This is a genomic window from Enterobacter cloacae complex sp. P14RS (assembly GCF_014895895.1).
Taxonomy (GTDB): Bacteria; Pseudomonadota; Gammaproteobacteria; order Enterobacterales; family Enterobacteriaceae; genus Enterobacter; species Enterobacter bugandensis.
In genome coordinates, this window is record NZ_JADBQM010000014.1 from 120601 (window position 1) to 133235 (window position 12635).

Sequence of the window (12635 nt, forward strand, 5' to 3'; positions counted from 1 at the left end):
CAGTGGTCCTGTGTTCAATACAGCTACAAAAATGTAGCCAATGGATGTGGTAATTCAGATCCGCATAGCATAGCCCAAACGCCCGCGTCAAAACAGCCTTTCGCGCAATTGCACTTTGCAGGAATTTACCGGGTCTGTGCTTCACCTGACAAAGCGGCGGCGAAATAAGGTCTATTATTAGAAATAGTTACTTACCCGGGAGGCAAAATGATGAACAAGGTTGCTCAATTTTACCGCGAACTGGTGGCGACACTGACGGAACGGCTGCGTAACGGCGAGCGCGATATTGACGCGCTGGTCGAACAGGCGCGTGAACGGGTGACGCAAACGGGTGAGTTAACGCGAACCGAAGTGGAAGAGGTGACGCGCGCCGTACGCCGCGATCTGGAAGAGTTCGCGCGCAGCTACGAAGAGAGCCAGGATGAGATCGCCGACAGCGTCTTTATGCGGGTGATCAAAGAGAGCCTGTGGCAGGAGCTGGCGGATATTACCGATAAAACCCAGCTGGAGTGGCGCGAGGTGTTCCAGGATTTAAATCATCACGGCGTGTACCAGAGCGGTGAAGTGGTGGGGCTGGGGAATCTGGTGTGCGAGAAGTGCCATCACCATATTGCGGTATATACGCCGGATGTGTTGCCGCTGTGCCCGAAGTGCGGGCACGATCAGTTCCAGCGTCGCCCGTTTGAGCCATAAGTAAAAGCGCAGTTTAGTTCCCTCTCCCACCGGGAGAGGGCCAGGGTGAGGGCATCAGGCCGCACAATAGTAAGCAAGTCTTTCCGCCAGCATATCCACAAACGCCTCCCGGTCGATATCCACCATCAGCGTCGTATTCGGTTTATTCCCCGTCAGCGAATAGTAATCCACCACCGTCATCCCCTGGGTATATTTCCCCTGTGTCTCCACGCCAACCCATCTGTCCACCGTGGTAAACATTTCAGGCTTCAGCAGCCAGGCGATGGTGCACGGGTCATGCAGCGGCGCGCCGTGAAAGCCCCATTTCTCGGCTTTGTGATACTCCATAAAGAAGTCGAGCAGCTCGGCTACGGTTGTCGCAACCGGGTTGCCCACGGCGCGGAAGCGCTCAATATCGTCTGCCATAATCTGTGCCCGATGCGTCACGTCCAGCCCCGCCATCACAATCGGCAGGCCCGACTGGAAGACGATCTCCGCAGCCTCCGGATCAACAAAGATGTTGAATTCGGCCGCAGGCGTCCAGTTCCCCAGCCCCATTGATCCGCCCATGATGACGATACGGGCGATGTTGCTGTGCAGTTCAGGATGGCTGTTCAGCAGGAGCGCAACGTTAGTCTGGGGGCCGGTCGCCACCAGGGTGACGGGTTTTGCACTTTCACGCAGCACCTTCGCCATCAGCTCCACGGCGGTGCAGTTTTGCGGTGCAAAGCCCGGCTCCGGCAGCGCCGGGCCATCCAGCCCGCTTTCACCGTGAACGTTGTCGGCAATGATCAGCTCGCGCATCAGCGGCTTAACGGCGCCGCCTGCGACAGGAATATCGGTGCGTTTCAGCAGCGTCAGCATTCGTAAAACGTTGCGCAGGGTTTTGTCCGGCGTCTGATTTCCGGCGGACGAGGTGACCGCTTTCACGTCCAGTTCAGGTGAGGCAAGCGCGAGGACGAGCGCGATCGCGTCATCATGACCCGGATCGCAGTCGAGAATTATAGGGTGTGCCATAGCGTTCTCCATTCTTAGCATTATTTTGTGACAAGGTTAACGCTGCGATGTGACGCCGAATAGAAAAAGAGATCTAAAGCGTGAAGCAGTGCGCAATCCGCAGATTGCGCACCGAGAAGATTAGTGCAGAATTTTCGCGAGGAAATCTTTGGCGCGTTCGGATTTCGGATTGGCGAAGAACTCTTCTTTCGGTGAGTCTTCGACAATTTTCCCTTCGTCCATGAAGATCACGCGGTTGGCCACTTTACGGGCGAAGCCCATTTCGTGCGTCACCACCATCATGGTCATCCCTTCGTGCGCCAGCTCGACCATCACGTCCAGCACTTCGTTGATCATTTCAGGATCGAGCGCTGACGTGGGCTCATCGAACAGCATCGCCACCGGATCCATGCACAGCGCGCGCGCAATCGCCACACGCTGCTGCTGGCCGCCGGAAAGCTGTGCCGGGAACTTATCGGCATGTGCAGAAAGCCCCACGCGTTCCAGAAGCTTGAGCCCCTTTTCGCGCGACGCTTTTTTATCACGCTTGAGCACTTTGACCTGAGCCAGCGTCAGGTTCTCAATAATGGACAGATGAGGGAACAGCTCAAAATGCTGGAACACCATGCCGACGTGAGAGCGAAGCTGGGCCAGGTTGGTTTTCTTGTCGTTCACTTTCGTGCCGTTAACAACAATTTCGCCCTGCTGCACAGGCTCCAGACCATTAACCGTTTTGATCAGCGTAGACTTACCGGAACCGGACGGCCCGCACACCACCACCACATCGCCTTTTTTGACTTCGGTGGAGCAGTCGGTCAGCACCTGAAAGTGCCCATACCATTTAGAAACATTTTTCAGGGAAATCATTATACCGTCCTTTTCTTCAGCCAGCTGACCAACAGCGACGCGCTTAAACTAATCACAAAATAGACCGCACCCGCGAAGAGTACCATCTCGACCTGCGTACCATCACGTTCACCTATGGTCGACGCGGTACGGAAGAAGTCCGCCAGACTCAGAACGTAAACCAGAGAGGTATCCTGGAACAGCACGATACCTTGGGTCAGCAGGAGCGGAACCATGGCGCGAAACGCCTGAGGCAGAATGATGAGCTGCATGGACTGCCAGTGCGTCATTCCCAGCGCCAGCGCGGCGCTGGACTGCCCACGGGAGATACTCTGGATACCCGCACGGATAATCTCTGAATAGTAAGCGGCCTCAAACATCGAGAACGCCACCATCGCAGAGATCAGGCGGATGTCGGTTTTCGGCGACAGTCCCAGCACATTCTGTAAGAAGCCTGGAACAATCAGGTAAAACCACAGCAGCACCATCACCAGCGGGATGGAGCGGAAGACGTTAACGTAGGCAGTCGCAAACCAGGCGAGCGGCTTAAAGCTCGACAGGCGCATGACGGCCAGCAGGGTGCCCCAGACGATACCCACGACGATAGCGATCGCGGTGATCTTTAGGGTAATCACCAGGCCATCGAGCAGGTAAGGCATGGATGGAACAATAGAACTCCAGTCAAATTCGTACATTATTTGCCTCCCAGATTGCCCGGCAGGCGTACTTTGCGTTCAACCAGGTTCATCACCAGCATGATGAAAGCGTTAATCAGAACATACGCGAGCGTGATCGCGGTGAAGGATTCCCACGCGTGAGCGGAGTAATCCAGCAGCTTGCCCGCCTGTGCAGCCATATCCACCAGGCCGATGGTTGAGGCGATGGCCGAGTTTTTCACCAGGTTCATCATCTCAGAGGTCATCGGTGGAACGATAACGCGGTAGGCGTTAGGCAGCAGCACGTAGCGGTAGGTTTGTGGCAGGGTCAGGCCCATCGCCAGGCCCGCATTTTTTTGTCCGCGTGGCAATGACTGAATGGCGGCTCGCACCTGCTCGCAAACGCGCGCAGCGGTAAACAGCCCCAGACACATCATGGAGGAGACAAAGAACTGCACGTTCGGATCCAGCTCCGACTTGAACCACATGCCAATATTTTCCGGCAGCAGTTCCGGGATGACCAGATACCAGGTAAAGAACTGCACGATGAGCGGAACGTTACGGAACAGTTCCACATACAGTGTGCCAATTGTTGAAAGAAAACGGTTAGGGACGGTGCGCAGAATACCGAACAGCGAACCGACAAGAAACGCGATGATCCACGCCGTTATCGATAATGCCACGGTAACCTGAAAGCCGCTCCACAGCCAGCCAAGATAGGTGGTGTTGCCGAACGGGGCTTGTTGCAGGAAGATGCCCCAGTTCCAGTCTATTGACATAATAAACTCCAGAAAAAAGAGGGTAGCAGCGCTACCCTCGAAGATTGGTGAGAAGCTCTTTTTTCGCGCTGAGTGGGGAACGACCACTCAGCGTATATGTCTGTCCATGCTTCCCGACAATCGAGAGGGCAGGAGATCCCGCCCCTGTTGTTCTAATTAGTTAAGAGCCTTGTCATTTGGAGATTTGAACAGCGCTTTCATGTCGTCAGACAGTTCAAAGTTCATATTGAGATTTTTTGGTGGAATCGGGTTCTTAAACCACTTGTCGAACCATTTTTCCGCTTCGCCGGAGGTCTGCACCTGGGCGATAGTGTCATCGATCAGCTTTTTGAACTGCGGATCGTCTTTACGCAGCATACAGCCGTAGGCTTCTTTGGACTGCGCGGTACCGACGATATCCCAGTTGTCTGGTTTCTTCGCCTTCGCACGTTCGCCCGCCAGCAGGGCGTCATCCATCATAAACGCGACGGCACGACCGCTTTCCAGCGTACGGAAGGAGTCGCCATGGTCTTTCGCGCTGATGATGCGCATATCCATTTTCTTCTCGTCGTTCAGCTTGTGCAGCAGGACTTCAGAAGTGGTACCGGAGGTCACAACGACCGCCTTGCCTTTCAGGTCCGCAAAATCTTTGATTGCGCCGCCCTTCTTGGTCAGCAGACGGGTGCCCACGACAAAGATGGTGTCAGAGAAGGCCGCCTGTTTTTGACGCTCGAGGTTGTTGGTGGTGGAACCACACTCGAAGTCAAAGGTGCCGTTTTGCAGCAGTGGAATACGGTTCTGTGAAGTGATTGGGATCAGCTTCACCTGCAGGTCAGGTTTGTTCAGCTTTTTCTTCACAGCTTCAACGATAGCGTTGGAGTAATCCTGTGAATAGCCCACGACTTTTTGCGTGTTGTCGTAGTAAGAGAACGGGACGGAAGATTCACGGTGGCCGACCACGATGACGCCGTTTTTGGCAATCTTGTCGAGAGTGCTGCCTGCTGCCGGAGCGTCTTCAGCGTGAACCACGCCTGCGGACATTCCCATAACCAGCATTGCTGTGGCCAGTTTACGTAATTGCATACCCAACTCCTTTCTTATCAGCGCCAGTGACGCATAGATACCCATTGTGATGTTGTTATATCTCGCGCAATGCGAGTGCAGTGTTATGCAAGCTTGTTAACATTTAGTCTGGCTTAATGTAAAGATTTTGCTGCGTTATTGTTTATTTTTGCGAAGCGCGCCGCACCATTCAGAGGCAATAATCTCCCGTTGCACCGTTTCGGTGCTAGCGACGATCTACACTGGTGCGACAAGGTTGCACGTTAAGCCAGTCAGCGTTTACGTGAATAAATAAAGCAACAGGCGTGCCAGAATTGAAGATTGGGAGGAAATTGCCGGGTAAGGCGCAGCCGCCACCCGGCATCAGAAGGCAAGATTATTTATGACGCTGACGCAGGCTCATCAGCACGGCGCCAAAGCCGAACAGCGCGGTCAGGATCCACAGCGGCCAGTTGCCGGTGCGGGCATACGGCGTCAGGCCCGTGGTTGGCGTGACTTTGGTTGTCAGCACTTCACGGGTGAACTGCGGGATCATGGCCTGGATTTCGCCCTGCGGGCCAATCACGGCGGTGATGCCGTTATTGGTGCTACGCAGCAGCGGACGCGCCAGCTCCAGAGAACGCATGCGTGCCATCTGGAAGTGCTGCCACGGGCCGATTGATTTACCGAACCACGCATCATTGGAGATGGTCAGCAGATAGTCGGTGTCCGGGCGGAAGTTATCGCGCACCTGCTCGCCGAGGATGATTTCGTAGCAGATGGCGGCCGTCAGGGCCAGACCGTGCGCGTGAAGCTGGGGCTGAACGTACGGACCGCGGCTGAAGGAGGACATCGGCAGGTCAAAGAACGGTGCCAGTGGACGCAAAATAGACTCCAGCGGCACAAATTCACCGAACGGCACGAGGTGGTTCTTGTTGTACCGGTCGGTGGAGTGGTAGCTATATTCGCTGTCTTTGCCGAGCGTAATAATGGTGTTGTAGGTGTCGTAGCGGTTCTGCTGATTCAGTCGCGCATCAACAATGCCGGTAATCAGGGTGCTGCCGCGCGCCACCAGCAGATCGTTCATCATGTTGAGGAACGGCTGCTGGTTAATTTCCAGATCGGGAATAGCGGATTCTGGCCAGATAATCAGCTGCGATTTGCCCATCACCTCTTCGGTGGCGTTGGCGTAGATCTTCAGCGTGTTCAGCAGCTCTTTTTCGTCCCACTTCATGGACTGCGGGATATTCCCCTGCACCATGGAAACCTGCATGGCGCGCTCGGGCTCGGGCGTGAACCACTGGATGTAGCGCAGCGGGAAGGGCAGAGCGAACAGCACCAGCGCCACAGCCAGCGGCTTCCAGCCGCGCGTGACCAGCGCCAGTACCAGCAGGCCGCTCACCACCATCAGCAGGAAGTTAATGGCTTCAACGCCCATTACCGGTGCCAGACCTTTCAACGGGCCGTCAATCTGGCTGTAGCCGAACTGCAGCCACGGGAAGCCGGTCAGCACCCAGCCGCGGAGGAACTCGGTAATCTGCCAGACCACCGGCGCGGCAATGGCGACACGCAGCCAGGTGGTTTTAGGCCACAGGCGAGAGAGAATCCCGGCGAACAGACCGGTATAGAGCGAGAGATAGGCGGCGAGCAGGACGACCAGGAAGACGTTAACCGGCCCCGGCATCCCGCCAAACTGTGCGATGCTGACGTAGACCCAGTTAATGCCGGAGCCAAATAGCCCCAGCCCCCAGAAGTAGCCGATCGCAGCGGCCTGTACCGGACGACGATTCAGGGTTAACCCCTGAAGCCCCATCAGGGAGAGAATGGCCGCGGGCCAGATATCGTAAGGAGAAAAAGCCAGCGTACCGCTGGCTCCGAGTAACAGCGCCAGCAGCAAACGGACGCGCTGGCGTTCAAGCAATGGGGCAAATGCCATTTACATTAATCTTCCAGTTTTGGCACCGGTGAATCGTCCGGCGTTCTGACGTGAACCTGTATAATACGTCGGCTGTCGGCCATTGCCACTTTGAACTGGTAACCGTCGATGTCAACGGTCTCACCGCGCGCCGGAAGATGGCCAAAGGCCTGCATCACCAGCCCGCCAATGGTATCGACCTCTTCATCGCTGAAGTGGGTACCGAAGGCGTCGTTGAAATCTTCAATCGAGGCCAGCGCGCGCACGGTCCAGGTGTGTCGGCTAAGCTGACGGAAGTCGATATCTTCTTCTTCGTCGTACTCGTCTTCGATTTCGCCCACGATCAGCTCAAGAATATCTTCGATCGTGACAAGACCTGAGACACCGCCGAATTCATCAATAACAATCGCCATGTGGTAACGCTGAGAGCGAAACTCTTTCAGCATTCGATCCACACGTTTACTTTCCGGCACGACCACGGCCTGGCGTAACACTTTTTCCATGCTGAAGGCTTCGGCATCGCTGCGCATAAACGGCAGCAGATCTTTGGCCATCAAAATCCCTTCGATGTGATCTTTATCTTCGCTGATGACCGGGAAACGCGAGTGGGCGGATTCGATGATCACATCGAGGCACTCGTCCAGCGTCTGGTTACGTTTCAGGGTGATCATCTGCGAGCGGGGGATCATGATGTCGCGGACGCGCTGGTCGGCAATGTCCATGACCCCTTCGAGCATTTCGCGCGTATCTTCGTCGATAAGGTCGTTCTGCCCGGAATCACGAATCAGCTCCAGCAGTTCATCACGGTTTTTCGGCTCGCCGTGGAAAAGCTGGTTCAGAATGAGGGAGAAAAATCCCTTTTTACTGGTTGTCGTGTCGCTACTGTGTGAATTGTCGTCGCTCATGGCGTTTGTTAAGGGTTCTCTTGTTAGTTCAATGTTAACCGCCGCGCTATGTCCCTGCGCGGCGGCATGGTAGTCAGTAACTGACTATTCTTTCTCGGCAATGTACGGATCCTCATAGCCCAGAGCAAGCATTATCTCTGTCTCAAGGGACTCCATCTCTTCCGCTTCGTCATCTTCAATGTGGTCGTAGCCCAGCAGGTGCAGGCTGCCGTGTACCACCATATGCGCCCAGTGGGCTTCCAGCGGTTTCTGCTGCTCTTTGGCTTCCTGCTCAACCACCTGACGGCAGATGATCAGATCGCCCAGCAGCGGCATCTCAATACCCGGCGGCGCTTCGAACGGGAAAGAGAGCACGTTGGTTGGCTTATCTTTCCCGCGGTAGGTCAGGTTAAGCTCATGGCTTTCCGCTTCATCCACCAGGCGAATCGTGACTTCTGATTCTTCCTGAAACTGGGGGATTACCGCATCCAGCCATTTCTGAAACTGTGCCTCTTCTGGCATGCCGGAATTGTCTTCACATGCCAGCTGTAAATCGAGGATCACCTGACTCATTTCTGTTCTTGCTCCTGCGCTTCGCGCTTACGTTCCGCGGCCTGTTCGGCCCTGCGTTTTTGATCCGCCTCTTCCCAGGCTTCATAGGCGTTAACGATGCGCGCGACCACCGGGTGGCGAACGACGTCTTCACTGTGGAAGAAGTTAAAGCTAATTTCGTCTACCTCTGACAGCACCTCAATGGCGTGGCGCAGGCCTGATTTAGTGCTGCGCGGCAGGTCGATCTGGGTGACGTCACCGGTGATCACCGCTTTCGAGTTGAAGCCGATACGCGTCAGGAACATTTTCATCTGTTCGATGGTGGTGTTCTGGCTTTCATCGAGAATGATGAACGCATCGTTGAGCGTGCGGCCGCGCATGTAGGCGAGCGGGGCCACTTCGATCACGTTACGTTCGATTAGCTTCTCCACTTTCTCGAAGCCGAGCATCTCGAACAGCGCGTCGTACAGCGGGCGCAGGTAAGGGTCGACCTTCTGGCTCAGATCGCCGGGCAGGAAGCCGAGTTTTTCACCCGCTTCAACGGCAGGACGGGTCAGCAGGATACGACGGATCTCCTGACGCTCCAGCGCATCCACCGCAGCGGCAACCGCCAGATAGGTTTTACCTGTACCCGCGGGACCCACGCCGAAGGTGATGTCATGGTCAAGAATATTGGCGATGTACTGCGCCTGGTTCGGCGTACGCGGCTTGATGACGCCACGCTTGGTCTTGATATTGATCGCCTTGCCGTAGTCCGGCACGCTTTCCGCGCTCTGCTCAAGCACGCGCGCCTCTTTAATGGCGAGGTGGATCTGTTCCGGCTCGATATCCTGAATTTCGCCGCGCATCGGGGCGGTATCGACATACAGGCTGCGCAGAATATCTGCTGCCGCGTTGACGCAGATAGGGCGTCCGGTGAGTTTGAAATGGTTATCGCGACGATTGATTTCGATACCCAGACGTCGCTCCAGTTGTTTGATGTTGTCATCAAACGGCCCGCACAGGCTCAGCAGGCGAGCGTTGTCTGCGGGCTCAAGGCTAATTTCACGCGTATCTATGTTCAAACTGTTCCTCTTTAATTGGTTAACTGACCCGCTGCCACACGGCGCAATAGAACGGTCATTACCGAAATTATTCACGCCACAGAATAAAGGCGCAAGCGTTGCGGTAGATATTGGGGGTGATGAGAGGAAATACAAGGCCTGCCGAAGAGGCAGGCCTGAAGGATCAAGGCTGGTAAATCCCAACGCCAGAATCGTTTTCTTTGCGGGTACGAGAAATAACGGATTCCGGTGACTCGGCAATACGCAGGCCCATTTCGTCCTCGGTGCGTACCACCTTCGCGCGCAGCGAGTTGGTCAGCACTTCGACAATTTCGACGTCCACAAATTTACCAATCATGTCCGGGGTGCCTTCGAAGTTCACCACGCGGTTGTTCTCGGTACGACCGGACAGCTCCATGATGCTCTTGCGGGAGGTGCCTTCCACCAGAATGCGCTGGACGGTGCCGAGCATGCGGCGGCTCCAGGCGTTGGCCTGCTGGTTGATGCGTTCCTGAAGAATATACAGACGCTGCTTTTTCTCTTCTTCCGGCACGTCGTCAACCATGTCGGCCGCAGGCGTGCCAGGACGCGCTGAGAAGATGAAGCTGTAGCTGACGTCAAAGTTCACTTCACCGATGAGCTTCATGGTGCGCTCGAAGTCATCAGCGGTTTCGCCAGGGAAACCGACGATAAAGTCAGAGCTAATCTGGATATCCGGGCGCGCTTCGCGCAGCTTGCGGATGGTGGATTTGTACTCCAGCACCGTATGCGGGCGGCCCATCAGGTTCAGCACGCGGTCAGATCCGCACTGAATAGGCAGGTGCAGGAAGCTCACCAGCTCTGGCGTATCGCGATAGACGTCAATAATGTCGTCGGTAAACTCCATCGGATGGCTGGTGGTAAAACGAATACGGTCGATGCCGTCAATCGCGGCCACCAGGCGCAGCAGTTCGGCAAAGCTGCCGGTGGTGCCGTCGTAGTTCTCGCCGCGCCAGGCGTTAACGTTCTGGCCCAGCAGGTTCACTTCGCGAACGCCCTGCGCGGCAAGCTGAGCAATTTCAAACAGAATGTCGTCCGCCGGGCGGCTGACCTCTTCACCGCGGGTGTAAGGCACCACGCAGTAGGTACAGTATTTGTTGCAGCCTTCCATGATCGAGACGAAGGCGGTCGGGCCATCGGCGCGCGGCTCTGGCAGACGGTCAAATTTCTCGATCTCCGGGAAGCTGACGTCAACGACCGGGCTACGGTTACCGCGAACCTGATTGATCATCTCCGGCAGGCGGTGCAGGGTCTGAGGACCAAAGACGATATCCACATACGGGGCTCTCTGACGGATCAGCTTACCTTCCTGCGAGGCGACGCAGCCACCGACGCCAATGATCAGGTCCGGATTTTTCCGTTTGAGAAGCTTCCAGCGGCCTAACACATGAAAGACTTTTTCCTGCGCTTTTTCACGAATTGAACAGGTGTTCAGCAGCAGCACATCGGCTTCTTTCGCATTTTCAGTCAGCTGGTATCCGTGGGTGGTATCCAGCAGATCGGCCATCTTGGATGAATCGTATTCGTTCATCTGACAGCCCCAGGTTTTTATATGGAGTTTTTTAGTCATCGACTTGCTCAGCTCAGGATTGCAAGCCGCGTATTGTAATGCTTTGGTGGGGTTGTGACCAGTATGAAGGTTGTGTGTCTCAGGACCGCAAAAATCCGGTAAACTTAAGGGATTCTCCAATAAGGAAAATTGACCATGATACTCCAACACACCGAAGTTGCCGTTGTCGGCGGCGGTATGGTCGGCGGCGCGCTGGCGCTGGGGCTGGCGCAGCAGGGATTTGATGTAACCGTTATTGAACAGGCGGCTCCCCCGGCATTCGATCCCGCCAGCAAACCGGACGTGCGCATTTCCGCCATCAGCGCAGCGTCCGTCGATCTGCTGCGCGGCCTGGGCGTCTGGGAGGCGGTGCAGGCGATGCGCGCACACCCTTACAGCCGCCTTGAAACCTGGGAGTGGGAAAATGCCCACGTGTCGTTTGACGCCGCCGAGCTGAAGCTGCCGCGCCTGGGCTATATGGTGGAAAACAACGTGCTCCAGCTGGCGCTCTGGCAGGCGCTGGAGGCACATCCGAAGGTGACGCTGCGTATGCCTGCGTCACTTAAGGCACTGCATCCTCATGAAAGCGGCTATTTGCTGACGCTCGACAGCGGCGATGAACTGGCCGTGAAGCTGGTCGTCGGGGCCGATGGCGCTAACTCGCAGGTCAGGGAGATGGCGGGTATTGGGGTTCATGCCTGGCAATATCAGCAATCCTGCATGTTAATCACCGTTCAGTGTGAGAATGCGCCGGGCGAAAGCACCTGGCAGCACTTTACGCCGAACGGCCCGCATGCATTCTTGCCGCTGTTTGATAACTGGGCTTCGCTGGTGTGGTACGACAAACCGGCGCGCATTCGCCAGCTGCAGGGGCTGTCGATGGAGCAGCTGCAGCGCGAGATCCTGCTTCACTTCCCGAGCCGCCTTGGCAACGTGACGCCAGTCACCGCAGGTGCATTCCCGCTCACGCGCCGTCATGCTTTACAGTATGCCCGAGAAGGGCTGGCGCTGGTGGGCGATGCGGCACACACCATCCACCCGCTGGCGGGGCAGGGAGTCAATCTTGGATACCGTGACGTCGATGCGTTACTGGACGTGCTGGGCAACGCACGCGCTCACGCGGAAGCCTGGGCCAGCCATCAGGTACTGAAGCGCTACCAGACGCGCCGTATGGCGGATAACTTCATCATGCAGTCAGGGATGGATCTGTTCTATGCCGGTTTCAGCAATGATCTGGCCCCGGTGCGCATTCTGCGTAACATTGGCTTAATGGCGGCAGAGCGTGCCGGTGGGCTGAAGCGTCAGGCGCTGAAATACGCCCTCGGACTCTAATCTTAATTCCCTCTCCCCGTGGGAGAGGGGTAGGGTGAGGGCATCAGGCCGCACTATTCTGAGCAACAAAAACAAAAAAGCCCGCAGAGCGGGCTTGTTTGTTTTAAGTGGCTGGGGTGCAGGGATTCGAACCCCGGAATGCTGGTATCAGAAACCAGAGCCTTACCGCTTGGCGACACCCCAATTGCGTTAAACAGACTGCTTAACGACTTTTAAATTGGCTGGGGTACGAGGATTCGAACCTCGGAATGCCGGAATCAGAATCCGGTGCCTTACCGCTTGGCGATACCCCAACAATTTTTTATTACCGAAACAAATCGATAATCTTAATTTGGTGGCTACGACGGGATTC

12 protein-coding genes and 2 tRNA genes are annotated in these 12635 nt (G+C 55.8%); 2 read left to right on the forward strand and 12 right to left on the reverse strand.

The features are described 5' to 3' along the window. Nucleotides 1-210 precede the first annotated feature (210 nt). Complete coding sequence (locus IM295_RS13145; protein ID WP_028012343.1) at nucleotides 211-693, forward strand: zinc ribbon-containing protein; 483 nt, start codon at nucleotides 211-213, stop codon at nucleotides 691-693. A 54-nt stretch (nucleotides 694-747) separates the two neighbouring features. Here IM295_RS13145 and rihA read toward each other — a convergent pair whose 3' ends face one another. The 10 genes from rihA to miaB all read right to left on the reverse strand — a co-directional run bounded on the left by rihA (nucleotide 748) and on the right by miaB (nucleotide 10972). After that, on the reverse strand, nucleotides 748-1689 hold the full coding sequence (rihA, locus tag IM295_RS13150; RefSeq protein ID WP_193066800.1) for a pyrimidine-specific ribonucleoside hydrolase RihA: 942 nt from the start codon (nucleotides 1687-1689) through the stop codon (nucleotides 748-750). A 120-nt stretch (nucleotides 1690-1809) separates the two neighbouring features. After that, nucleotides 1810-2535 carry an amino acid ABC transporter ATP-binding protein gene (locus IM295_RS13155; RefSeq protein ID WP_014883001.1) on the reverse strand — a complete coding sequence of 242 codons (726 nt, stop codon included), beginning with the start codon at nucleotides 2533-2535 and terminating at the stop codon, nucleotides 1810-1812. Further along, entirely contained in the window at nucleotides 2535-3209 is a 675-nt protein-coding gene (gene gltK / locus IM295_RS13160) for a glutamate/aspartate ABC transporter permease GltK (protein ID WP_028012346.1), read from the reverse strand. Before gltK ends, IM295_RS13155 begins: the two co-directional genes overlap by 1 nt. After that, a complete protein-coding gene (locus IM295_RS13165; protein WP_028012347.1) occupies nucleotides 3209-3949 on the reverse strand; it encodes an amino acid ABC transporter permease in 741 nt (246 codons plus the stop codon). The genes gltK and IM295_RS13165 overlap by 1 nt, the downstream gene beginning before the upstream one ends. 156 nt (nucleotides 3950-4105) lie before the next feature. Beyond that, nucleotides 4106-5011, reverse strand: coding sequence for an amino acid ABC transporter substrate-binding protein (locus IM295_RS13170; protein WP_014831086.1), 906 nt, complete (start codon nucleotides 5009-5011; stop codon nucleotides 4106-4108). Between the two features lie 355 nt (nucleotides 5012-5366). Next, on the reverse strand, nucleotides 5367-6905 hold the full coding sequence (gene lnt, locus IM295_RS13175; protein WP_045630864.1) for an apolipoprotein N-acyltransferase: 1539 nt from the start codon (nucleotides 6903-6905) through the stop codon (nucleotides 5367-5369). A gap of 5 nt (nucleotides 6906-6910) precedes the next feature. Beyond that, on the reverse strand, nucleotides 6911-7789 hold the full coding sequence (corC, locus tag IM295_RS13180) for a CNNM family magnesium/cobalt transport protein CorC (protein WP_021242574.1): 879 nt from the start codon (nucleotides 7787-7789) through the stop codon (nucleotides 6911-6913). An 84-nt stretch (nucleotides 7790-7873) separates the two neighbouring features. Continuing rightward, nucleotides 7874-8341 (reverse strand): rRNA maturation RNase YbeY, encoded by a 468-nt coding sequence (gene ybeY / locus IM295_RS13185; RefSeq protein WP_003858677.1) that lies wholly within the window; start codon nucleotides 8339-8341, stop codon nucleotides 7874-7876. Next, complete coding sequence (locus IM295_RS13190) at nucleotides 8338-9384, reverse strand: PhoH family protein (RefSeq protein ID WP_028012349.1); 1047 nt, start codon at nucleotides 9382-9384, stop codon at nucleotides 8338-8340. The genes ybeY and IM295_RS13190 overlap by 4 nt, the downstream gene beginning before the upstream one ends. Before the next feature lie 163 nt (nucleotides 9385-9547). Beyond that, the gene (gene miaB / locus IM295_RS13195) at nucleotides 9548-10972 is read right to left on the reverse strand and encodes a tRNA (N6-isopentenyl adenosine(37)-C2)-methylthiotransferase MiaB (protein ID WP_028012350.1); all 1425 of its coding nucleotides are present in this window, start codon (nucleotides 10970-10972) and stop codon (nucleotides 9548-9550) included. A gap of 135 nt (nucleotides 10973-11107) precedes the next feature. On the opposite strand from miaB, the gene ubiF reads away from it, so the two are divergent. Next, entirely contained in the window at nucleotides 11108-12283 is a 1176-nt protein-coding gene (gene ubiF, locus IM295_RS13200; RefSeq protein WP_193066801.1) for a 3-demethoxyubiquinol 3-hydroxylase, read from the forward strand. 108 nt (nucleotides 12284-12391) lie between these two features. On the opposite strand, the gene IM295_RS13205 is transcribed toward ubiF, so the two are convergent. Further along, nucleotides 12392-12466, reverse strand: a tRNA-Gln gene (locus IM295_RS13205). A gap of 35 nt (nucleotides 12467-12501) precedes the next feature. Next, a tRNA-Gln gene (locus IM295_RS13210) sits at nucleotides 12502-12576 on the reverse strand. Nucleotides 12577-12635 lie beyond the last annotated feature (59 nt).

What these genes read in the sequence shown, in the direction of transcription:
- IM295_RS13145 (WP_028012343.1), top strand. Translation starts at nt 211, where the DNA reads ATGAACAAGGTTGCTCAATTTTACCGCGAACTGGTGGCGACACTGACG.
- rihA (WP_193066800.1), bottom strand. Translation starts at nt 1,689, where the DNA reads ATGGCACACCCTATAATTCTCGACTGCGATCCGGGTCATGATGACGCG.
- IM295_RS13155 (WP_014883001.1), bottom strand. Translation starts at nt 2,535, where the DNA reads ATGATTTCCCTGAAAAATGTTTCTAAATGGTATGGGCACTTTCAGGTG.
- gltK (WP_028012346.1), bottom strand. Translation starts at nt 3,209, where the DNA reads ATGTACGAATTTGACTGGAGTTCTATTGTTCCATCCATGCCTTACCTG.
- IM295_RS13165 (WP_028012347.1), bottom strand. Translation starts at nt 3,949, where the DNA reads ATGTCAATAGACTGGAACTGGGGCATCTTCCTGCAACAAGCCCCGTTC.
- IM295_RS13170 (WP_014831086.1), bottom strand. Translation starts at nt 5,011, where the DNA reads ATGCAATTACGTAAACTGGCCACAGCAATGCTGGTTATGGGAATGTCC.
- lnt (WP_045630864.1), bottom strand. Translation starts at nt 6,905, where the DNA reads ATGGCATTTGCCCCATTGCTTGAACGCCAGCGCGTCCGTTTGCTGCTG.
- corC (WP_021242574.1), bottom strand. Translation starts at nt 7,789, where the DNA reads ATGAGCGACGACAATTCACACAGTAGCGACACGACAACCAGTAAAAAG.
- ybeY (WP_003858677.1), bottom strand. Translation starts at nt 8,341, where the DNA reads ATGAGTCAGGTGATCCTCGATTTACAGCTGGCATGTGAAGACAATTCC.
- miaB (WP_028012350.1), bottom strand. Translation starts at nt 10,972, where the DNA reads ATGACTAAAAAACTCCATATAAAAACCTGGGGCTGTCAGATGAACGAA.
- ubiF (WP_193066801.1), top strand. Translation starts at nt 11,108, where the DNA reads ATGATACTCCAACACACCGAAGTTGCCGTTGTCGGCGGCGGTATGGTC.